The sequence below is a fragment of the Neoroseomonas oryzicola genome (assembly GCF_012163135.1).
Lineage (GTDB): Bacteria > Pseudomonadota > Alphaproteobacteria > Acetobacterales > Acetobacteraceae > Neoroseomonas > Neoroseomonas oryzicola.
The window spans coordinates 134,449-153,867 of sequence record NZ_JAAVUP010000003.1 but is presented as its reverse complement, the minus strand read 5'-3'; the positions used below and the strand labels follow the sequence as shown (position 1 = coordinate 153,867).

Below are 19,419 nucleotides of genomic sequence, written 5' to 3'. Positions count from 1 at the left end.
CATGCGCCGGGCGGGGGCAATCCCCGCCCGGCGCGGGCGTCACTGGATGTAGGGAAGGCGAAGGTCGACGAACCAGGATTGCGGCTGGACGTAGCCGCGGATGCGGGGGGACATCGCGCGCGGCGCGACGTCGTGCGCGATCCAGATGAACAGCGCCTCGTCCACGCCCGCCGCGTGCAGCCGTGCGAGTGCGGCGTCACGCTCCGCCGGCTCGAAGGCGTTGCGCGCCTCGGCGATCATCGCGTCGAAGCGCGGGTCGTTGAAATGGCCCCAGTTGTTCGACACCGGCGGCGCCATCTTGGAATCCCAGAAGCGCACCATGGCGAAGAAGGGGTCCATCGCGGCGAAGGACACGTTGGTCGCATGCGCCCCGCGCGCCGAGGCGTGCTGGCAGCCGTTGCGCCAGTTGGTGAACAGCGCGTTCCACTCGATCACGTCGAACTCGACGTTGACGCCCACTTCCTTGAGGTCCTGCTGCAGGAACTCGTTCATCGACAGCGGCTGCATCTGCCCCGACCCCGAGGCCGAGATCTGCACCCGCAGCGTCAGCGGCCGGTTCGGCCCGTAGCCTGCCTCGGCGAGCAGCCGCCGCGCTTCCGCCTTGTCGGTGCGGATGTTGAAGGACGGGTTGCCGAACCACGGATGCCCGCGCGGCACCGTGCCCACCGGGATCGCCATCATGCCGCCCAGCAGCGTGCGCATCGCCTCGCGGTCGATCGCGAGGTTGAGCGCGCGGCGCACCCGCACGTCGCGCAGCGGCGAATCCCCCACGAAGCAGGGCTGCCACGGCCAGACATGCGGCTGCGCGTTGGACGTGATGACCATCCCGCGCTGGCGCAGCTGGGGCATCGCATCCGGGGACGGCGCCTCGATCCAGTCCACCTGGTTCGACAGCAGCGCGGCGGTGCGCGCATTGGCCTCGGGGATCGGCAGCAGCACGATGCGCTCGGCCCGCGCCTTCTCGCCCCAATACCCGTCGAAGCGCGCCATCTCGAGCCGCTCGCGCGGGACGAAACGCGTCACGCGGAACGGCCCGGTGCCCGAAGGCTCGCGCGCGAAGGCGCCCCAGGCGGCCTCGGCATTCGGGCTGGCGGCGCGGTGGCGGTCCCACTGCGCCGGCGATGCCATGAACAGGTTGGTCAGGTTGATCGGCAGCAGGCTGTCCGGCTCGCTGGTGATCAGCGCGACGGTATAGTCGTCGATCTTCTCGGCGCGGCGCAGCGTGGGCATGCGCGTCGCGGTCACGCCGACCTGGCGCGGATCGAAATGCGGCGCCTCGCGGTCCAGCACCTTGCGCACGTTCCACACCACGGCGTCGGCGTTGAACTCGGACCCGTCGTGGAAGCGCACGCCGCGGCGCAGCGTGAAGATCCAGCGCGTGCGGTCGTTCGGATCGACGCGCCATTCGGTCGCCAGCCCCGGGATCACGGTGGACGGCCTGTCGGCCGAGGACAGGTCCCACATCGTCAGGCTGTCGAACAGCGGGATGCCGGTGAAGCGGTTGCCCTCGAAGCCCTGGTCCGGCTGGCCGTTGGTCAGCGGGATGTCGGCGGCCGTCATGCCGATGCGGATCGTCCCCTGCGCCTGGGCGGCGGGGGCGGCGGCGACCAGCGGCAGGGCCGCCAGGCACGCGGTCATCAGGAAGCGTCGCAGTCGCATCGGGCCATGTCCTCCGGTGGCGTTTCCCCAGTCGCGCCGACGCATCGCGCCCCGCATCCGCGGCGGTGATGCCGCGGGGGATGAACGCCCCGGCTTGGCCTGCATGCAGCAAGGCCCATGCCATGCCCCATGGCGGCCAGCGGGCCGCCTGGAGCCGCGCCCTTGCCCAGAACCGCGCCATCCTGCCCGCCGTGCGTGCGGGGTTGCGCCCCGCCTGCCCGCGTGCTGATCGATCCGGATGCGCCTGCTGCTGCTGAACGGGAACACCGATCCCGCCATCACCGACCTGGTCGCCGCCCGCGCGGCGGAGGCCCTGCCCCGCCTCGGCCTGCCGCCCGCCGAACTGGTCCCGGCCACGGCGCCCTTCGGCGCCCGCTACATCGCGACGCGCGCCGCCGTCGCCATCGCCGGCCACGCCGTCATCGCCGCGCTGGCCGAGCAGATCGGCCCCGACAATCCCCGCGGCTTCGACGCCGCCATCATCGCCTGCTTCGGCGAACCGGGCATCGAGGCCGCGCGCGAACTCCTCCCGATCCCTGTCCACGGCATGGCCGAGGCCTCGCTGGCCGCCGCCCTCGCCATCGCCCCGCGCATCGCGCTGCTGACCGGCGGCGCCGCCTGGATCCCGATGCTCGAGGAATTCGCCCTCATTCGCGGCCACGGCCCCGACCGCGTCCTGGTGCGCGGCGTCGCCCCCACCGGGGACATGATCGCCCGCGACCCCGAAGGTGCGGTCGCCCTCCTCGCCGAGGCCGCGACGGAGGCCGCCGCCGACGGCGCCGGCGCGGTGGTCCTGGGCGGCGCCGGCCTCGCCGGCCTCGCGCAGCGCGTCGCCCCGCGCGTCCCGGTCCCGGTGCTGGACAGCCTCGACTGCGCGCTCGCCGCCGCCCTCGCCCCCCGCCCCGCCCTGCCACCCCGCGCCCCCCAGGCGCCCCAGCACGCGCTTTCCCCGGCGCTCGCGCGCCTCATGGCCGGCGCGCCCTGACGCCGCGCTTGCCCCTGGCCCCCGGGCCGCCTAGGTGATGGGCAACCCGGCGGCCGTCCGGCCGCCCCCCGCAGTACGAGACGCCATCCAGAATGACCGACAAGCCGGAACCGCAGCCCGAAGAGGCCGCCGCCACCCCCGACACCGCCCCCGAACCCACCCCTGAGGACCGCATCGCCGCCCTCGAGGCCGAGGTCGCCACCCTCAAGGACAAGTGGCTCCGCGCCGAGGCCGAGATGCAGAACCTGCGCACCCGCACGGCGCGCGAGGTGCAGGAAGCCCGCGCCTACGCCACTCAGAAATTCGCCCGCGACGTGGTCGAGGCCGCCGAGAATCTCCGCCGCGGCATCGAGGCCCTGCCCGGCAAGCAGGCCAACGAGCCCGAGGTGCTGACCAAGATCCGCGACGGCATCGAAGGGGTGGAACGCTCCTTCCTCGGCATCCTCGAGCGCAACGGCGTGAAGTCGGAGAACCCGACCGGCAAGCCCTTCGACCCCGAGATGCACCAGGCCATGGCCGAACAGCCGGCCCCGGAAGGCACCCTGCCGGGCACCGTGACCGCCTGCTGGACGCCGGCCTGGACGCTGAACGGCCGGCTGCTGAAGCCGGCGATGGTCGTCGTCGGGAAGTGACGGAAGGCCGGGGAGGAGCGAACTTCTCCCCCCGGCCCATCTGCTTCCGAGGCCGGAGGGCGCGCCGCCATCCGTCGCGATGACGATGGAAGCCTCCGTCCGATCGCCCTCGTCGCAGCGCGGATCCGGTCCGCCCCGGTGACCCGCGCGCCGAACCGCCCCGGGTACCCGCGACACCATCCCTGACCGTCGACGGCCCGGCGACATCGCGTCCTGGGCGGGTCTGCCGGGCGCAGGTCGCGATGCGGGGCCGCCTGGGCCGGCCCCTTGGGGGGTCCCGGCGCCGAGGCGAGCAGCGCCTGAACCTGTCCCGCCGAGGAACCTCCGCTCACCGCTGCCGACGCAGCGGGCCCAGGCTCGACGGGCGCTCGGTCGCCGGGGCGCGAGGGTGCATGCGCACCGCGCCCGGCATCCTGGTGCGGCTCCGCGACATCGTCACGGAGCGGAATCCGTAGCTTCTCCGCCGCCCGGCCCAGCGGGGAAGCCTGCGCGAGGCCGCGTTGGGGAGCAGCCTCACGCGACGCGGCCGGAGGAGCGCGCCACTTGTCGGGTCCGGCCGGATCGGCGTTATAGGTCTGCACGTCATGGTGGTGCATCCCTGGTCGAGTAAAACTTTCGCGTGCATCCGTTCCGGCATCCCAAGGAGCCGGATCGCCTCCGCCCGCCCGCGACGAAGGCGGCGCCGGGACATCCGAGCCTCGTCCAGGCCGTCGGGCGCGGCACCGTGCACCGCCCGTCCGATCGTGATCGTTCACCAGCGCCGCCATGCCGCGGGAGCCAGGCTCCGTCACCTCGGGGCCGGGCCTGCCGCGCCGTCCGCGATCGCCGGCACCGCCGCGCGCAGCCTTGCGCGCGTGCCGGGCGGCCGCGACCGAGCTCAAACGCTGTGGTGTCCTTCAAGGCCATCGATGATCTCCTCGGTCAGCCGCCGCCGCCGCACGCTGGCCGCCGCGATCTCGGACAGCACCAGGACATTCAATGACAGGGTGAGGAGGAGCAGGCTGCTCGTGCGCATGTCCCTGTCCCAGTCGAAGCGGGGAGGGGGTGGGCACCGCGCCAGCTGCTGCTGCTGGCGCTGCATCCAGTCGAAGGCGTGGTAGCTCCTGGTCAGCGCCCGCAGCCGGCATTCGCTGCTGGCGCGCAGCGCGGACCGGAACTCGACGACCCCGGGCGGGGCGGCCTCCCAGAGGGCTGCTCCGCCCAACACGGCAAATACCACCGCCGAAGTTCGCAAGAGCCAGGTCAGCAACGAGAGCACGGCGCGCAATCCTCCCTTCGCAGAACATCAGTCCTGCGATGTCGCCGCGTCGGCCGGCACCAATGATCATGGCGCGCGAGGATGTACGTTGCCATTCAATTGGAGGTGACCAAGGCGGTTGTTCGATCGCGTCCCGCGCGATCATGGAAGCGCAACAGCCATCTCCTCACGCGATGTCTGCGTGGACGCCCCGGCGGCCTCGAGGGTGCGCGTCCCGGGCTTCACCCCGTCGTCGCCGGCATCGCCGCGCATCGAAGGAAGGGAAAGCGGCGTCGCGGGTGGGAGGTTCATCCGCCCCCGCCCTTCGGCTACATCCGCGCCATGATCATCACCTCCTGGCGCGACGTCCCGCGCGAGGCCCGCGGCGCCACGATCGCGCTGGGCAATTTCGACGGCGTCCACCTGGGCCATGTCGCCGTGCTGCGCGCCGCCCACGCCGCGCGCCCCGACCTGCCGCTCGCCGCCCTGACCTTCGAGCCGCACCCGCGCGAGCATTTCCGCCCCGACGACCCGCCCTTCCGCCTCACCCTGCTGCCCGCCAAGGCCGCCGCGCTGACCGCCGCCGGCGCGGCCCATGTCGTCGCCCTGCCCTTCGACGACACCTTCGCCGCCATGTCGGCCGAGGACTTCGTCGAGCAGGTGCTGCATCGCGGCCTCGGCGCGAAGCACCTGGCCTGCGGCCCGGACTTCGCCTTCGGCCACCGCCGCGGCGGCGACGTCGCCTTCCTCGCCCGCGAAGCCGAGGCGCGCGGCATGGGCCTGTCCATCGTCCCGCCGGTGCAATTCGGCGGGGAGGCGATCTCCTCCACCCGCATCCGCCGGCTGCTGCAGGACGGCTATCCCGACCGCGCGGCGGAACGGCTCGGCCGGCCATGGGAGATCCGCGGCACGGTGGTGCACGGCGACAAGCTCGGCCGGGTGCTGGGCTGGCCGACCGCGAACATGTGGATCGGCCGCCACCTCGAACCCGCGCGCGGCGTCTATGCCGTGACCGTCGCGCTGCCCGACGGCAGCGTGGCCAAGGGGGTCGCGAATGTCGGCCGCCGCCCGACTCTGGGCGGCGATCCCAAGACGCGGCTCGAGACCTTCATCTTCGACTATGCCGGCGACCTCTACGGCCAGGAGATCGGCGTCCGCCTCGTCCATTTCCTCCGCCCCGACGCGAAGTTCGCGGGGCTCGAGGAGCTCAAGGCCGCGATCGCGCAGGACGTCGAGGACGCGAAGGCGGCGCTGGGCTGACCTCCGCGCCGGCGGGCTGACCCGCCGCGCGCGCCGTCGCGGCTGACGCGCGACGGACTTCAGGCGCCTTCAGGGAAATTTCGGCCCGCCTTCGGGACTTGGCGGCGGCTGCGCGCGTTCCATCCCGCCTGCGGGGAAGACCCCTGCCCGGGACCCGGGTCCGCGCCGCCCACCGACCAGCCCGAAAGGAGGTTCCCATGTCGCGTCTGATCCGCGCCGCCCTCGCCGCCGGCTGTCTGGCCGCCATGCCCGCCGCGGCCACCGAGTACACGCGCTTCGTGCCGCTGCCGTACGTCGCGACGCCGATGAGCGCCGATGCGACTGGCTGCGCCGGCGTTGCGCTGATGAACATCCCGTCGACCTGGCAGCCCGGGGATGCTGCCGTGCTGTTGCTCACCGACTGGTCGCTGCGGGACCCGCGGCGCGACGCGCTGGTCGCGGTGTTGCTCGAGGAACGCGCCGCCGTGGTGGAAGTCGCCGCCGGGGCGCCGACGCATTGCGACGGCGACACCGAGGCGACCTCGCGCCTCGCGCCGCCGGAAGATCCGATCGCCCTGATGTTCACGCTGCTCGACGCGACGCGGCGGGCCGGCGCCGGCCTGGTCGTCGCACTGGGCTACGGACCGGGGAGCGGCATCGCCACGCAGGTGGTGCGCGAAGAGATCGCCGCACGCCACCTGCCGCCCGGCGCGCCGCGCTTTGCCGCCGCGGCGATGATGGCCGATGGCGAGCCGGCCTTCCTCCTCGGCCCCCCGTCGGAACGGCGAGAGGCGGCGCCGGAACGCCTCCGTCGCTTCTGCGGCGCGCTCGGCCAGGCGGCCGGCGATGCCGCCGAGACCCAGCGCCCCGAAGGCCTGCGCACCGCCGCGCTCTGCGTCGCCGCGCTCGGCCGCGCGCCCGAGGTCGCCGAGGCGCCCCGCTGACCCCCCCCGCACCGCGAAAGGAGTGAAGGACATGCCCAGCCGCCGCGCGCTCCTGCGCACCGCCGACATCGCCGCCGTCGCGGTCCTGTCGGCCTTCGTCTCGGTCGCCCTGCAGGCGACGACGCCCGAGGACCCGCCCAGCCGGGCGGCGCCGCGCCCGCCCTGCATCGCCGACCCGATCTCCGACACCGCCCCGGTGCTGTGCGGCGCCCCGCGCTGACCATGCCGGGCCAGCAGAAGGAGACCCCTGCCATGCCGAGGTCCCTGGCATCCGCCGCCCTTGCCCTCGCGCTCGGCGCCGCCGGCGGCGCGGCGGCGCAGGGCTTCGGCAGCATCGACTCGCTCTGGGTGCAGCCCGCCGAACGGGCGGGCGGCGCGCCAGGCTGCGCCAGGCTGCTGCTGGCCGACCTGCCGACCGATTGGCAGACCGGCGACGCCGCGGCGGTGGTCCTGACGCCCCGCGGCGGGACCGTCCCCGAAAGCCTGCAGGCCCGGCTGGTCGAGGCGCTGCTGCGGGAGGAGACGGCGGTGCTCGACTATCCCGCCGGCCGCCCCGGAGCCGATTGCCCCGGCCGCGTCGCCCCGCCGCTGGCCGAGGTGTTCGGCGCGCTCGACGCACTGACGGGACAGGCCGGCGCGGGGCTGGTCGTGGCGATCGGCTTCGGCCCCTACGGCGACGCGGTGCTGGCCGCGACCGGCGAAGGCCTGGCATCCGAGGTCCTCGGCCCCGGCGGCCCGCGCCTCGCAGCGGCAATCGCGATCGACGCGCCCGGCCGGGCGCGCTTCGCCATGGGCGCGGCGCCCCATCCCTTCGAGGAATGGCCGGCCCGCGCGCCGCTGCTCTGCGCCGCCATCGCCGGCGTCGCCGGGCTGGACGGCCCGCAGGACTGCATCGCAGCCCTGGCGCGCCCCCAGGCGGAGGCGAGCCTGGTGCGCCCGAGGCGCTGACCCGTCAGGCGCCGAAGCCCTCCAGCACGATCTTGCCCTTGGCCGTGCCGCTTTCGATCAGCGCATGGGCGCGGCGCAGGTTCGCGGCGGAGATCGGCCCGAATTCCTCGGCCAGCGTGCTGCGCAGCGTGCCGGCGTCGATCAGGCGCGCCACCTCGTCGAGCAGCGCGCCCTGCTCGGCGATGTCCGCGGTGCCGAAGACGGGCCGGGTGAACATGAATTCCCAATGCGTCGACACGCTCTTGCGCTTGAGCGGCAGGATGTCGAGCGCGGCCGGGTCGTCGATCAGGGCGAAGCGGCCCTGCGGGGCGATCAGCGCTGCGATCTCGGCGAAGTGCTGGTCCGTGTTCGTGGTGCAGAAGACGAAGCCCGGCGCGCCGAGGGCGAGAGCCGCGACCTCGGCGGCGAGCGGCTTGCGGTGGTCCACCACATGGTGCGCGCCGAGGTCGAGCGCCCATTGCCGCGTCTCGGGCCGCGAGGCGGTGGCGATGACCGTGAGGTCCGTCAGCCGCCGCGCGAGTTGGATCGCGATGGACCCGACCCCGCCGGCGCCGCCGATCACAAGGATCGCGCGCGGTGCGCCGGGGACCGGGCGGCGGACGTCGAGCCGGTCGAACAGCGTCTCCCACGCCGTGATCGCCGTCAGCGGGATGGCGGCTGCGGCGGCGTGGTTGAGCGTCCTCGGCTTGTGGCCGACGATACGTTCGTCGACCAGGTGGAACTCGGCATTGGTGCCGGGGCGGTTCAGGGCGCCGGCATAGAAGACCTCGTCGCCGGGGCGGAAGCGGGTCGCCTCGGGCCCGACCTCGACCACCACGCCGGAGGCATCCCAGCCGAGCACGGCCCAGGCATCGCCCTCCGGCTGGGCCCGCTTGCGGACCTTGGTGTCGACCGGGTTCACCGAGACGGCCCTGACCTGCACCAGCAGGTCGCGGCCGGCCGGGACCGGGCGCGGGAGGTCAATATCCTGCAGGGCGGCATCATCGGTGATGGGCAGGGACTGGCGGTAGCCGACGGCACGCATGGGGAATTCTCCTGGTCGCGCGGGGCGCGGGGGCGGTTGCTTGCCGCGAAACTGAGGGCTACTTGCCAGGGCCGCAAGAATGCACAATTCCAGCCCATAGTGTCGAAAAGGATACCGATCATGCCGCGGATGCGTCACAGCCGGCTGGACTGCAGCCCGGGCTGCGCGGTCGAGGCGACGCTCGGCCTCATCGACGGGAAGTGGAAGGGCGTGGTGCTCTACCACCTGCTGGACGGCACGCTGCGCTTCAACGAGATCCGGCGGAAGCTGCCCTCGGTCACCCAGCGCATGCTGACCAACCAGTTGCGGGAGCTCGAGGCCGACGGGCTTCTCGCCCGCAAGGTGTTCGCCGAGGTGCCGCCGCGGGTGGAATACAGCCTGACCGACCGCGGGCGCAGCCTCAGGCCGGTGATCATGGCGCTGAAGGCATGGGGCGACGCGAACGCCGCGCTGTTCGCCGCCCCGGCGGCCCTGGACGCCGCCCCCGCGGCGGCTTGACGCTGGGCACCCCCCCTCCCCATAAGCCTGCCATGGTCCGGGTTGCGCATCGGCGAATTACCGTCCCGGCCCTCGGGTGAGGGCCGGGTAACCCCGTCCGCGCGCGCAACCGATGAACCGCCGCCCTGACCGCCACGACCCGCGGCCGGCGGCCCGAGACAGGCACCGATGACCGACAGCCCCGCCGAGGCCCGCGACTACCGCGGCACCGTCTTCCTGCCCAAGACGCCCTTCCCGATGCGCGGCGACCTGCCGAAGCGCGAGCCCGCCATGCTCGAGCGCTGGGCGCGGCTGAAGATCTGGGACCGGCTGCGCGAACAGTCGAAGGGCCGCGAGACCTTCGTCCTGCATGACGGCCCGCCCTATGCGAACGGCAACCTCCATATCGGGCACGCGCTCAACAAGATCCTGAAGGACGTCATCAACCGCGCGGGGCAGATGGCGGGCTACGACGCCAACTACGTCCCGGGCTGGGACTGCCACGGCCTGCCGATCGAATGGAAGGTCGAGGAGGAATACCGCGCCAAGGGCAAGGACAAGGACGCCGTCCCGGTCCTCGACTTCCGCGCGGAATGCCGCGCCTACGCGACGCATTGGCTCGGCGTGCAGTCGGATGAATTCCAGCGCCTCGGCGTCGCCGGCGACTGGCCCGACCGCTACGCGACGATGGACTTCGCGTCGGAAGCCGCGATCGCCGGCGAGATCGGCAAGTTCCTGCTGAACGGCTCGCTCTATCGCGGCCTGCGCCCGGTCATGTGGTCCCCGGTCGAAAAGACCGCGCTGGCCGAGGCCGAGATCGAATACCACGACCATGTCAGCCCGACGCTGCACGCGAAGTTCCGCCTGCTGTCGGCGGGTGCCGAGGACCTGGTCGGCGCCGATGTGGTGATCTGGACCACCACGCCCTGGACCATGCCGGGCAACCGCGCCGTCGCCTACGGCGAGGAGATCGACTACGCGCTCGTGCATGTCGAGGGCGTGAGCGAGACCTCGCTGCTCAAGGTCGGCGACCGGCTGCTCGTCGCCCTGCCGCTGCTGCCGGGCTTCGAGAAGGACGCGGGCATCGGCGCGCATACCGTCAAGCGCGTGCTGAAGGGTGCGGAGCTCGCCGGCGCGATCGCGGTGCATCCGCTGCACGGCCATGGCTACGATTTCGAGGTGCCGCTGCTGCCCGGCGCCTTCGTCACCACCGAAGCCGGCACCGGCTTCGTGCACATCGCGCCCGGCCATGGCGAGGACGACTTCAACCTCGGCCGCCAGTTCGGCCTGCCGATCCCCGAGACGGTGAACGACGACGGCACCTTCACCCACCACGCGCCGGGCTTCGAGGGGCTGCACGTCTTCAAGGCGCACACCGCCGTCTACGACGCGATGCGCGCGGTCGGCACCTTGGCGGCGACGGGCAAGCTCACCCACTCCTACCCGCATTCCTGGCGGTCCAAGAAGCCGGTGATCTTCCGCGCCACGCCGCAGTGGTTCATCGCCATGGACGACGGCAACCAGATCCGCACCAAGGCGCTGGCGGCGATCGACGCGACCTATTTCGTCCCCGATGCCGGGCGCAACCGCATCGGGTCGATGGTCGCCGCGCGCCCGGACTGGTGCATCTCCCGCCAGCGCGCCTGGGGCGTGCCGATCCCGGTCTTCGTCTCGAAGCAGTCGGGCGAGCCACTGCGCGATCCCGCCATCATCGAGCGCGTCATCGCGGCCTTCACAGCCGAAGGTGCCGACGCCTGGTACAAGCCGGGTGCCGCCGCGCGCTTCCTCGGTCCCGACCGCGACCCTGCGCTGTACGAGCAGGTGATGGACATCGTCGACGTGTGGTTCGAGAGCGGGAGCACCCACGCCTTCGTCCTCCCGCCGCGCGGGCTGCCCTTCCCGGCGGACCTGTACCTGGAAGGCTCCGACCAGCATCGCGGCTGGTTCCATTCCTCGCTGCTGGAATCCGTCGGCACCAATGGCGTCGCACCCTTCAAGGCGGTGCTGACGCATGGCTTCGTGCTCGACGAGCAGGGGCGCAAGATGTCGAAGTCCCTGGGCAACGTCACCGCGCCCCAGGACGTGATGAAGCAGTACGGCGCGGACATCCTGCGCCTGTGGGTGATGAACTCCGACACCGCGCTCGACTTGCGCATCGGGCCGGAAATCCTGAAGCAGCAGGCGGAGCTCTACCGCCGCATCCGCAACACGCTGCGCTGGCTGCTCGGCAGCCTCGAGGGCTTCACCGACGCCGAGATGGTGCCCTACGCGGAACTGCCCGAGCTCGAGCGCTGGGTGCTGCACCGCGTGACCGAGCTCGACGCGAAGATCCGCGCCGCGGCCGATCCGCATTCGGATGCGCGCTTCGCCTGGAACGGCGTCTACCCCGAGATCCACAATTTCTGCGCCGCCGACCTCTCGGCCTTCTACTTCGACATCCGCAAGGACGCGCTCTACTGCGACCGGCCGGACAGCCTGCGCCGGCGCGCCGCGCGCACGGTGCTCGACATCCTGCATCGCTGCCTCTGCGCCTGGCTCGCGCCGGTGCTGGTCTTCACCGCCGAGGAAGCCTGGCTTGCCCGCTTCCCGGACGAGGAGGGCAGCATCCACCTGCTCGACTTCCCCTTCGTGCCGGAGGGCTGGAAGGACGCGGCGCTGGCCGCGAAGTGGGCGCGGGTGCGCGAACTGCGCGGCCTCGTGACCGCGGAACTCGAGAAGGCGCGCGTCGCGGGCACCATCGGGTCGAGCCTGCAGGCCGCGCCCTCGCTCGCCGCGCCGGCGGCCGATGCCGGGCTGCTGCCCGCCGAGGGCTGGGCCGAGGTGTGCATCACCTCGGGCTTCGCGCTGGGCCATGCGGAGGAGCCGGTGGCGATCTTCCACGCCGCGCCGGGCACCAAATGCGCCCGCTGCTGGCGCGTCCTGCCCGAGGTCGGCACCTCGGCCCGGCATCCGACGCTGTGCCTGCGCTGCGATGATGCGGTGGAGGCGATGTCGTGACAGCGCGCGCAGGGAGCCGCATCGCAGCATGATGGCCACCCGGCGGCCCGCAGGGCCGAGCGCGCGAACGCGCGCCGCTGCTGGTGCGGCGAAGCCAAGGACCGCGGATGCGGTCCGCCCGGCCGGGTCCCCATCGACGTTGCATCGCAACGCCGATGGGCGCCCGTCTGAGGGCCACGAAGGCACCGCCTTCGTGCACGCACCATGAGCCTCCGCCTCGGACTGCCCATCGCGGCCGGCGTTCTGATCGCCGACCAGAACACCAAGTGGTGGATCCTGAACGGCCTTCGCCTGCCCGAAATCGGCCAGATCCCGCTGTTCGAGGCCGGGCCCTTCGGCCTCGACCTCACCATGGTGTGGAACCGCGGCGTGACCTTCGGCCTGCTGTCGGGGGAAGGGACCTGGAACCACGTCCTGCTCGCCCTGATGGCGGTGGCCATCGCCGCCTTCCTGATCCGCTGGATGGCGCGGGCGGAAAACCGGCTGACCGCCATCGCCCTCGGCGCCGTGGTCGGCGGGGCCATCGGAAACGTGATCGACCGCATCCGTTTCGGGGCCGTGGTGGACTTCGTCGACGCCCATGCCTGGGGCTGGCACTGGTACGTGTTCAACGTCGCGGACGCCGCGATCGTCTGCGGCGTGGTCGCCCTGGTCGCGGATGCCTTGTTCCGGCCGAAAGCCGGGCCTAAGGAGGGGTCATGACGACGCGCCTTGCCCTGTTCCCCGCCCTCGCGGCCGGGATCCTGCTCTCGGCCTGCGGGGACAACACCACCCGCTCGCTCGGCCTGGTGCGCGACGCGCCGGACGAGTTCCAGGTGACCACCCGCGCGCCGCTGTCCATGCCGCCGGACATGACGTCGCTGCCGACGCCGCGCCCAGGCGCGACCCGTCCGCAGGAACGCAGTTCCCGCGCCGCGGCCGAACAGGTGCTGGTGCCCAACCTCTCGCTCGAGGATCCGCGCCGGGCGCCCGGCGCCCGCACCACGGTGGGCGAGGCCGCGCTGCTGCAGCGCGCCGGCCCCGAGGCGCCGGACGACATCCGCCGCCGGGTGGACGAGGAAAGCCTGCGCCTCGACCAGCCGAACCGGACGCTGACCGACCGGCTGATCTTCTGGCGCGACCCGCCGCCGCCCGGCGTCGCCGTCGACCCCCAGCGCGAGGCCCAGCGCCTGCGCGAGAACGCCGCCCTCGGCCGCGACACCGAGGTCGGGCAGACCCCGGTGGTCCAGCCGCGCCAGCGGACCTTCTGGGAGTGGCTCGGACTCTGACGCGGCGCGTTACGCCTTCGTCAGAGTTCTTCCCCCCGGCGGGGGGCTGCCCCATCTTCGGGTCATGCCCGTCATGACCCGCCGCCACAGCCTCGGCGCCCTCGCGGCGCTCGCCGCCGCGACCCCCGCCGCCCGCGTCCTCGCCCAGGGCGCCCCGCCGCCCCCGCAGGACCGTCCCCTCTTCGGGGCCAAGGAATGGCGCCTGCCCAACGGCCTGCGCGTCGTCTTCAGCGAGAACCGGCGCGCCCCCGTCGTCGCGCAATACGTCTACTACTCGGCCGGCGGCGCCGAGGATCCGGCCGGCCGCTCGGGCGTCGCCCATTTCCTCGAGCACATGATGTTCAAGGGCAGCCCCAACGTACCCTCGGGCGAGCTGTCCCGCCGCGTCGCGCGCGAAGGCGGCAACGACAACGCCTTCACCTCCCGCGACGTCACCGCCTACTACCAGCAGGTCGAGGCGTCCCGCCTGCCGATGATCATGGCGATGGAAGCCGACCGCTTCGCCGCCGCCCTGATCCCGGCCGGCGAGTTCGAAAGCGAGCGCAGCGTCGTCCTCGAGGAACGCCGCCAGCGCACCGATTCCAGCCCGCGCGCCCGCTTCCAGGAAGCCTTCCGCGCCGCGCTCTGGGGCCCGCAATCCTGGGCCGGCCGGCCGATCATCGGCTGGGAGGACGAGATCCGCGCCATCACGCGCGACGACCTCGCCGGCTTCTACGGCCGCTTCTACGCGCCCCACAACGCGACGCTGCTGGTCTCGGGCGCCGTCGGGGAAGCCGAGGTCCGCGACCTGGTCGAACGGCATTACGGCCCCGTGCCCGCCCGCCCCGGCGCCGGCCGCGACCGGCTGGTCGCCCCCTCCGCCCCGCACGAGGCTCGGCTCATCCGGCGCGAGGCCGCGGTCCGCGACGCGGTGATGATGCGCGCCTGGATGGCGCCGAGCCTGACCGCCGGGGAGACCCGCCACGCCCTGCCGCTCGAGGTCGTGGCCCATCTGCTCGGCAGCGGGCAGGGCAGCCGGCTGCATGTGGCGCTGGTCGAGACCGGCCTCGCCGTCTCCGCCGGCGCCTCCTACGACAGCGAGGCGGCGGGCGAGACCGAATTCACCGTCTGGGCCATGCCCCGCCGCGGCGTGACGCCGGAACGGCTCGAGGCCGAGGCCGTCGCCGTGGTCGATCGCCTGGTCCAGGAAGGCCCCACCGAGGCCGAGGTGGCGCGCTCGACGCGCCAGCTCTCGGCCGGCGCCCTGCTGGCGCTGGACAGCTTCGGCGCGGCGCCGCGGATGCTGGGCGGGACGCTCGCCATCGGCCTGCCCGCCGAGGTGGTGGAGTTCTGGCCCGCGCGCCTGCGCGCCGTGACCCAGGCCCAGGCGGCCGAGGCCGCGCGCGCGGTACTGCCGCGCCCGCTGCACACCACCGGCTGGCTCCTGCCGGAGGCGGCGTGATCCCATGACCACCTCCTTCACCCTGCCGATCCAGGTCGTCGAGGCCGGCGGCTTCACCGCCTGGCTGGTCGAGGACCATTCCGTCCCGGTCGTCTCGCTCTCCTGGTCCTGGCCCGGGGGCGCGGCGCGCGACCCCGCGGGCGCCGAAGGCACCGCCGCCATGGCGGCCGCCATGCTGACCGAAGGGGCGGGCGAGATGCGCTCCGTCGCCTTCCAGGACGCGCTGCGCGACGCCGCGATCGGCCTGTCCTTCTCGGCCGGGCGCGATGCGATGGAAGGCGGCTTCCGCGCCCTGACCGATGCGCTGCCCGAGGCGGTGCGCCTCGCCCGCCTGGCCATGACCGCGCCGCGCTTCGACACCGATGCGGTGGAACGCGTGCGCGCGCGGGCGATCGCCGGGGCGCGGCAGTCGCTGGAAACCCCGCGCGGCCAGGCGGGCCGCGCCTTCTGGGCCGCCGCCTTCCCGAACCACCCGGCGGGCCGGCCGTCCAGCGGCACGGCGGAAAGCCTCGCGACCGTCACGGTGGACGGGATGCGGGCGATGCTGGGCGCGCAGATGCGGCGCGACGGCGTGCTCGTCGCGGCCTCGGGCGCCATCAAGCCGGCCGAACTCGCCGCGCTGATGCAGGAACTCTTTGCGCCCCTGCCGGCCGGGGCGCCGGCGGCGCCGCCCGCCCTGCCGGCCTTCACCTCCTTCGGCCGCCAGGTGCTGCCGGTGGCGAGCCCGCAGTCGCAGATCATCCTCGGCCAGCCCGGCATCGGCGCGGCGGACCCCGACTGGGAAACCGCGCAGGTCGTGCTGCGGGTGCTGGGCGGCGGCGGCTTCTCCTCGCGCCTGATGGAGGCGGTCCGGGTCCAACGCGGCCTGACCTACGGGATCGGGGCGGGGCTCGACAGCCTGTTCGGCGGCGGGATCGTCACCTGCTCCTTCGCCACCGAGAACGCCCGAGTCGCCGAGGCGATCGGCGTGACGCGCGAGGTCTGGACCGACATGGCCCGCAGCGGCCCGACGGCGCAGGAGCTCGAGGAAGCGATCGCCTTCCTCACCGGCTCCCTGCCGCTGCAGTTCACCGACAGCCGGCGGATCGCGGGCACGCTGCTCGCGATGCGGCGGAACAACCGGGCGGTGGACTGGCTGGACGGGCGGAACGAGCGGCTGCGCGCGATCACCCAGGCCGAGGCGACGCGCGTCGCCGGCACGCTGCTGAAGCCCGACGCCATCGCGGTGACGGTGGCGGGGCAGCCGACGGGGATGTGATGCGGGACCGAGAGGGGCGCCGCCCCTCTCGAGCTCACCCCGCCAAAGGCCGAAAGGCCTTTGGGAACCGCTACCGGGGAGGATTGGAGGGGTAGCGCCCCTCCAACGTCACGGCAGGTTCAGCATCACCCTGTGCGCCGCCCCCGGCGTCCCCTGCGGCAGCCGCGGCCGCAGCTTCGCCGACAGCACATGCACGCCCGGATGCCCCTTCACCTCGGGCAGTTCCGCGCTCGCCTCCGCCAGCGGCCCGTCCTCCCCGCAGAACTGCGCGAGCCATTCGTTCAGCGCCCGCGCCGCCGCCTGCGGCCCGTGGCCGCGCAGCAATTCCCAATGCCCGCGCAGCGCCAGCGCATGCAGGAAGCGCCCCACCCCCAGCACCCAGGGCAGCCGCGCCGCGAGCGCCGCATCCGACGTCGCGGCCGAGGCATGGAACCGCGGCGGCTTGTGCAGCGTCGGCGCCAGCAGCACCGCCGCGCGCTCCGCCCCGCGCGGCACCAGCAGCGTCAGGCCGAGCAGCCCGAAGGCCACCTCCTGCCCATCCGCCGGGTCGCATTCCGTCGGCACGCTGCCCATCGCCGGCAGTCCGGATTCCGTCCCGTCCTCGCGGCCCTCGATCGCGGCCGCCCAGCCCTCCCGCCGGAAGGCGTCGGCGATGCGGGACGCCAGCACCCAGCCCCCGCCCACCCAGCGCGGCGCGCCATCGCCCCCGCGTGCGAGCACGCGCGGCCCGACCAGCGTGAGGAACCGCGCATCCTCGCTCTCCCGCAACGCGCGCCAGGCGATGTGCCTCGGCCCCTCATGCGCCCGCGCGATGTCCTTCTTCGCCGGCAGGGCGGACCATTCCGGCAGGTCGAGCAGCCCCGGCGCCGCATGCGCCACCACCGGCACGAAGGCCCCGGCCCCGCCGGCCGCGAGGCCGCGCATCGCCTGCACCTCCTCCGGCTCCGCGCCGAACTCGTAGTCGGCCAGCAGCAGGGAGAACGGCTCCTCGCTCCCCATCCCCTCGTGCCACAGCAGGGCGCACAGGTCGCTGTCCTCGGGGTCCTGCACCGCGCGCTGGTCGCGGATGATCTCGCGCTTGGTCGCCGGCAGGACCTTCACCACCACCGGCCCCTCGCCCGGCGCGAAGACCAGGCGCTGCACCGACCGCCACGCGGCCTCCAGCGCCACGAAGCGCGGGTGGTTCAGGATCGCCGCCTGCATCAGCGCGATCATCGCCTCCACCTTCGCGAGCGCCTTCGCCTCCGACCCGCCGCCCACGGTGATTGCCGGGCGCTGGGCCTCGGTCGCGGCCAGCACGGCGGCGAGTGGATCCTCCGCGCTGTCGTCGGGATCGGCCATGCGCACCTCCATCGTTCCGGCATGGCACGGTAGCGCCGGGCGCGGGACCTGTCGCCCGCCGGGTTGACGCGCCGCGCCGTGCGTCGACCTATGCGCGTGCTTGCGCCCCGACCTCGCCCTCCTGCCGCTCCTTGCCCTCGCCGGCTTCGCCGCGGGCGGGGGGATGCGCCTGATGGACCCGCTGCTGCCGCTGCTCGCGCAGGATTTCGGCGTGGGCGTGCCCTCCGTCGCTCCCATCGTCGCGGGCTTCACCCTGGCCTATGGCGCCGGGCAACTCATCACCGGCCCGCTCGGCGACCGCTACGGGAAACTCCAGGTCGCCGCCATCGCGCTGGTCCTCTACGGCCTCGGCCTCGCCGTCTCGACGCTGGCCTGGGACCTTTCGTCCATGATCGTGCTGCGCACCGGCACGGGTCTCGTGGCGGGCGCGGTGATCCCGCTCGCCATGGCCTGGATCGGCGACGCCGTGCCCTATGAGGACCGCCAGGCGACGATCGGCCGCTTCCTCACCGGCATGGTGATGGCCCAGCTCCTGGTCGGCCCGGCCTCGGGCATCGTCGCGCAGTTCGCCGGCTGGCGCGCGTCCTTCCTGCTGCTCGCCGCGCTCGCACTCGTGGTGGGCGTGCTGCTGGTCCGCCGCACCGGCCGCGCGCCGCCGCCGGGGGCGGGCAGGGGCCTCGGCCTGATGCAGTACATCGTGCTGCTGCGCGCCCCGGCCGGCCGGCGGCTGATGGGCGCGGCAGCCCTCGACGGCGCGGCCCTGTTCGGCGGCGCCTTCCCCTTCGTCGGCTCCTTCCTGATCGAGCGCTTCGGCCTCTCGCCCGGCGCGGCGGGCCTCTGCGTCGCGGGCTTCGGCCTCGGCGCCTTCGTCTACACGCGCCTTGCCCGGCGCCTCGTCTCGCGGCTCGGCGAAAAGGGCCTGCTCGCCGCCGGCGGGGCGATGCTCGCCGCGGCCCTCCTCGGCACCTCGATGGCCTCTGCCTGGTGGGCCGTCGCGCTCCTGCAGGCCCCGCTGGGGATGGGCTTCTACATGTTCCACGGCGTGCTGCAGGCCCGCGCGACGGAAGCCCTGCCGGAATCCCGCGCCACCGCCGTCTCCGCCTTCGCCATGGCGCTCTTCCTCGGCCAGAGCGTCGGCGCCCTGGCCTTCGGCGCCGTGCTGCACGCGGCCGGCTACGGCGCGGTCTTCGCCGGCGCCGCGGCGGTCACCGCCGGCCTCGCCGCCTGGGTGGCGCGCGTCCCGGCGCGCTGATTCCGCAGCGCCAGCGCGACCGGCCGGACATGGTCGGCATAGCGGATGACCCGCCCATAGACGCCGGCCTGCGCCCGCTCGGCCCCGAAGCGCTCATAGGCGGGCAGGGGGTCCATCACGGCCGGCCAGCCATGCGCAGCCGGCAGGATGCGTTCCTCCGCCAGCGCCTCCGGATCGGCCTTCAGCAACGCCGCCGCCTCCACCGCCAGCGGCGTATAGGCCGCGACCGCCGCCCGCTTGCGCGCCAGCGGCGCGGCATCGAGCCGCCAGGCCCGCCCGCCCGCCTGCGCGGCCGTCAGCGGATAGGTCAGCCGCGGCCCGCCCGTCGCGGCGGCGACCGCATCCGCCAGCGCCGCCGCCAGGTCGTGCATCGGGTTGTAGCCCTCGACCGGGTCGGCCACGACCGGCGCCCCGGCCTCCGCGACCTCCGCGATCGCCTCCGCCGCCGCGCGGAACGGCCCGAGGTCGCCCGCCAGGATCGCCGCATACCAGTCCCGGTCCGCCATCGTCCCGAACACCGGCCCGCGCTGCGCCCCGCAGCCCTCGGCCAGCGCCGCGGAATACCGGGTGCGCGCCGGCGCCACGCTGCCCGACCCGTCGGTCAGGATGCACAGCAGCGGCCGTTCCCGCTCCATCCAGCCGAACAGGCGGAGCTCGTGGCCCGGATGCGCGACGATGAGGAGGGGACGTGCCATGCTCCTTCGCCAATGGCACAAG

18 protein-coding genes are annotated in these 19,419 nt (G+C 73.7%); 13 read left to right on the top strand and 5 right to left on the bottom strand.

Annotated elements, in window-relative coordinates; genetic code table 11:
• Positions 1 to 39 precede the first annotated feature (39 nt).
• On the bottom strand, positions 40 to 1,659 hold the full coding sequence (locus tag GWK15_RS12255; protein WP_168041621.1) for an ABC transporter substrate-binding protein: 1,620 nt from the start codon (positions 1,657 to 1,659) through the stop codon (positions 40 to 42).
• Between the two features lie 238 nt (positions 1,660 to 1,897).
• Here GWK15_RS12255 and GWK15_RS12250 point away from each other — a divergent pair, with 238 nt between their 5' ends.
• Both GWK15_RS12250 and GWK15_RS12245 read left to right on the top strand, forming a co-directional pair.
• Complete coding sequence (locus GWK15_RS12250) at positions 1,898 to 2,644, top strand: aspartate/glutamate racemase family protein (protein ID WP_168041620.1); 747 nt, start codon at positions 1,898 to 1,900, stop codon at positions 2,642 to 2,644.
• Positions 2,645 to 2,736: 92 nt separating this feature from the next.
• Complete coding sequence (locus GWK15_RS12245; RefSeq protein ID WP_168041619.1) at positions 2,737 to 3,276, top strand: nucleotide exchange factor GrpE; 540 nt, start codon at positions 2,737 to 2,739, stop codon at positions 3,274 to 3,276.
• Positions 3,277 to 4,153: 877 nt separating this feature from the next.
• On the opposite strand, the gene GWK15_RS12240 is transcribed toward GWK15_RS12245, so the two are convergent.
• Positions 4,154 to 4,534 (bottom strand): hypothetical protein, encoded by a 381-nt coding sequence (locus GWK15_RS12240; RefSeq protein WP_168041618.1) that lies wholly within the window; start codon positions 4,532 to 4,534, stop codon positions 4,154 to 4,156.
• A gap of 321 nt (positions 4,535 to 4,855) precedes the next feature.
• Between GWK15_RS12240 and GWK15_RS12235 the strand changes: the two genes are divergently transcribed.
• From GWK15_RS12235 to GWK15_RS12220, 4 genes are all read left to right on the top strand, one after another.
• Positions 4,856 to 5,773 (top strand): bifunctional riboflavin kinase/FAD synthetase, encoded by a 918-nt coding sequence (locus GWK15_RS12235; RefSeq protein WP_209442176.1) that lies wholly within the window; start codon positions 4,856 to 4,858, stop codon positions 5,771 to 5,773.
• 197 nt (positions 5,774 to 5,970) lie between these two features.
• Positions 5,971 to 6,696 (top strand): hypothetical protein, encoded by a 726-nt coding sequence (locus GWK15_RS12230; RefSeq protein ID WP_168041617.1) that lies wholly within the window; start codon positions 5,971 to 5,973, stop codon positions 6,694 to 6,696.
• 31 nt (positions 6,697 to 6,727) lie between these two features.
• Entirely contained in the window at positions 6,728 to 6,916 is a 189-nt protein-coding gene (locus GWK15_RS12225; RefSeq protein WP_168041616.1) for a hypothetical protein, read from the top strand.
• Between the two features lie 32 nt (positions 6,917 to 6,948).
• Positions 6,949 to 7,644, top strand: a complete 696-nt coding sequence (locus GWK15_RS12220) for a hypothetical protein (RefSeq protein ID WP_168041615.1) — start codon at positions 6,949 to 6,951, stop codon at positions 7,642 to 7,644.
• Between the two features lie 4 nt (positions 7,645 to 7,648).
• Here the strand turns inward: GWK15_RS12220 and GWK15_RS12215 are convergent, their stop codons facing one another.
• Positions 7,649 to 8,668 (bottom strand): zinc-binding alcohol dehydrogenase family protein, encoded by a 1,020-nt coding sequence (locus GWK15_RS12215; protein WP_168041614.1) that lies wholly within the window; start codon positions 8,666 to 8,668, stop codon positions 7,649 to 7,651.
• Positions 8,669 to 8,788: 120 nt separating this feature from the next.
• Here GWK15_RS12215 and GWK15_RS12210 point away from each other — a divergent pair, with 120 nt between their 5' ends.
• The 6 genes from GWK15_RS12210 to GWK15_RS12185 all read left to right on the top strand — a co-directional run bounded on the left by GWK15_RS12210 (position 8,789) and on the right by GWK15_RS12185 (position 16,109).
• Positions 8,789 to 9,166 carry a winged helix-turn-helix transcriptional regulator gene (locus tag GWK15_RS12210; RefSeq protein ID WP_168041613.1) on the top strand — a complete coding sequence of 126 codons (378 nt, stop codon included), beginning with the start codon at positions 8,789 to 8,791 and terminating at the stop codon, positions 9,164 to 9,166.
• A gap of 168 nt (positions 9,167 to 9,334) precedes the next feature.
• A complete protein-coding gene (gene ileS, locus GWK15_RS12205) occupies positions 9,335 to 12,142 on the top strand; it encodes an isoleucine--tRNA ligase (protein WP_168041612.1) in 2,808 nt (935 codons plus the stop codon).
• A 204-nt stretch (positions 12,143 to 12,346) separates the two neighbouring features.
• Positions 12,347 to 12,844 (top strand): signal peptidase II, encoded by a 498-nt coding sequence (lspA, locus tag GWK15_RS12200; RefSeq protein WP_168041611.1) that lies wholly within the window; start codon positions 12,347 to 12,349, stop codon positions 12,842 to 12,844.
• Positions 12,841 to 13,410, top strand: coding sequence for a DUF3035 domain-containing protein (locus tag GWK15_RS12195; RefSeq protein ID WP_168041610.1), 570 nt, complete (start codon positions 12,841 to 12,843; stop codon positions 13,408 to 13,410). The genes lspA and GWK15_RS12195 overlap by 4 nt, the downstream gene beginning before the upstream one ends.
• A 64-nt stretch (positions 13,411 to 13,474) precedes the next feature.
• Positions 13,475 to 14,851, top strand: coding sequence for a M16 family metallopeptidase (locus GWK15_RS12190; protein ID WP_168041609.1), 1,377 nt, complete (start codon positions 13,475 to 13,477; stop codon positions 14,849 to 14,851).
• Positions 14,852 to 14,855: 4 nt separating this feature from the next.
• Positions 14,856 to 16,109, top strand: a complete 1,254-nt coding sequence (locus GWK15_RS12185; RefSeq protein WP_168041608.1) for a M16 family metallopeptidase — start codon at positions 14,856 to 14,858, stop codon at positions 16,107 to 16,109.
• A gap of 108 nt (positions 16,110 to 16,217) precedes the next feature.
• Here the strand turns inward: GWK15_RS12185 and GWK15_RS12180 are convergent, their stop codons facing one another.
• Positions 16,218 to 17,450, bottom strand: a complete 1,233-nt coding sequence (locus tag GWK15_RS12180; protein WP_168041607.1) for a type VI secretion system contractile sheath domain-containing protein — start codon at positions 17,448 to 17,450, stop codon at positions 16,218 to 16,220.
• A 100-nt stretch (positions 17,451 to 17,550) separates the two neighbouring features.
• Here GWK15_RS12180 and GWK15_RS12175 point away from each other — a divergent pair, with 100 nt between their 5' ends.
• A complete protein-coding gene (locus tag GWK15_RS12175; RefSeq protein ID WP_168041606.1) occupies positions 17,551 to 18,702 on the top strand; it encodes an MFS transporter in 1,152 nt (383 codons plus the stop codon).
• Here the strand turns inward: GWK15_RS12175 and GWK15_RS12170 are convergent.
• The gene (locus tag GWK15_RS12170) at positions 18,624 to 19,397 is read right to left on the bottom strand and encodes a hypothetical protein (protein ID WP_168041605.1); all 774 of its coding nucleotides are present in this window, start codon (positions 19,395 to 19,397) and stop codon (positions 18,624 to 18,626) included. The genes GWK15_RS12175 and GWK15_RS12170 overlap by 79 nt on opposite strands.
• Positions 19,398 to 19,419: the final 22 nt, after the last annotated feature.

What these genes read in the sequence shown, in the direction of transcription:
- GWK15_RS12255 (WP_168041621.1), bottom strand. Translation starts at nt 1,659, where the DNA reads ATGCGACTGCGACGCTTCCTGATGACCGCGTGCCTGGCGGCCCTGCCG.
- GWK15_RS12250 (WP_168041620.1), top strand. Translation starts at nt 1,898, where the DNA reads ATGCGCCTGCTGCTGCTGAACGGGAACACCGATCCCGCCATCACCGAC.
- GWK15_RS12245 (WP_168041619.1), top strand. Translation starts at nt 2,737, where the DNA reads ATGACCGACAAGCCGGAACCGCAGCCCGAAGAGGCCGCCGCCACCCCC.
- GWK15_RS12235 (WP_209442176.1), top strand. Translation starts at nt 4,856, where the DNA reads ATGATCATCACCTCCTGGCGCGACGTCCCGCGCGAGGCCCGCGGCGCC.
- GWK15_RS12230 (WP_168041617.1), top strand. Translation starts at nt 5,971, where the DNA reads ATGTCGCGTCTGATCCGCGCCGCCCTCGCCGCCGGCTGTCTGGCCGCC.
- GWK15_RS12225 (WP_168041616.1), top strand. Translation starts at nt 6,728, where the DNA reads ATGCCCAGCCGCCGCGCGCTCCTGCGCACCGCCGACATCGCCGCCGTC.
- GWK15_RS12220 (WP_168041615.1), top strand. Translation starts at nt 6,949, where the DNA reads ATGCCGAGGTCCCTGGCATCCGCCGCCCTTGCCCTCGCGCTCGGCGCC.
- GWK15_RS12215 (WP_168041614.1), bottom strand. Translation starts at nt 8,668, where the DNA reads ATGCGTGCCGTCGGCTACCGCCAGTCCCTGCCCATCACCGATGATGCC.
- GWK15_RS12210 (WP_168041613.1), top strand. Translation starts at nt 8,789, where the DNA reads ATGCCGCGGATGCGTCACAGCCGGCTGGACTGCAGCCCGGGCTGCGCG.
- ileS (WP_168041612.1), top strand. Translation starts at nt 9,335, where the DNA reads ATGACCGACAGCCCCGCCGAGGCCCGCGACTACCGCGGCACCGTCTTC.
- lspA (WP_168041611.1), top strand. Translation starts at nt 12,347, where the DNA reads ATGAGCCTCCGCCTCGGACTGCCCATCGCGGCCGGCGTTCTGATCGCC.
- GWK15_RS12195 (WP_168041610.1), top strand. Translation starts at nt 12,841, where the DNA reads ATGACGACGCGCCTTGCCCTGTTCCCCGCCCTCGCGGCCGGGATCCTG.
- GWK15_RS12190 (WP_168041609.1), top strand. Translation starts at nt 13,475, where the DNA reads ATGCCCGTCATGACCCGCCGCCACAGCCTCGGCGCCCTCGCGGCGCTC.
- GWK15_RS12185 (WP_168041608.1), top strand. Translation starts at nt 14,856, where the DNA reads ATGACCACCTCCTTCACCCTGCCGATCCAGGTCGTCGAGGCCGGCGGC.
- GWK15_RS12180 (WP_168041607.1), bottom strand. Translation starts at nt 17,450, where the DNA reads ATGGCCGATCCCGACGACAGCGCGGAGGATCCACTCGCCGCCGTGCTG.
- GWK15_RS12170 (WP_168041605.1), bottom strand. Translation starts at nt 19,397, where the DNA reads ATGGCACGTCCCCTCCTCATCGTCGCGCATCCGGGCCACGAGCTCCGC.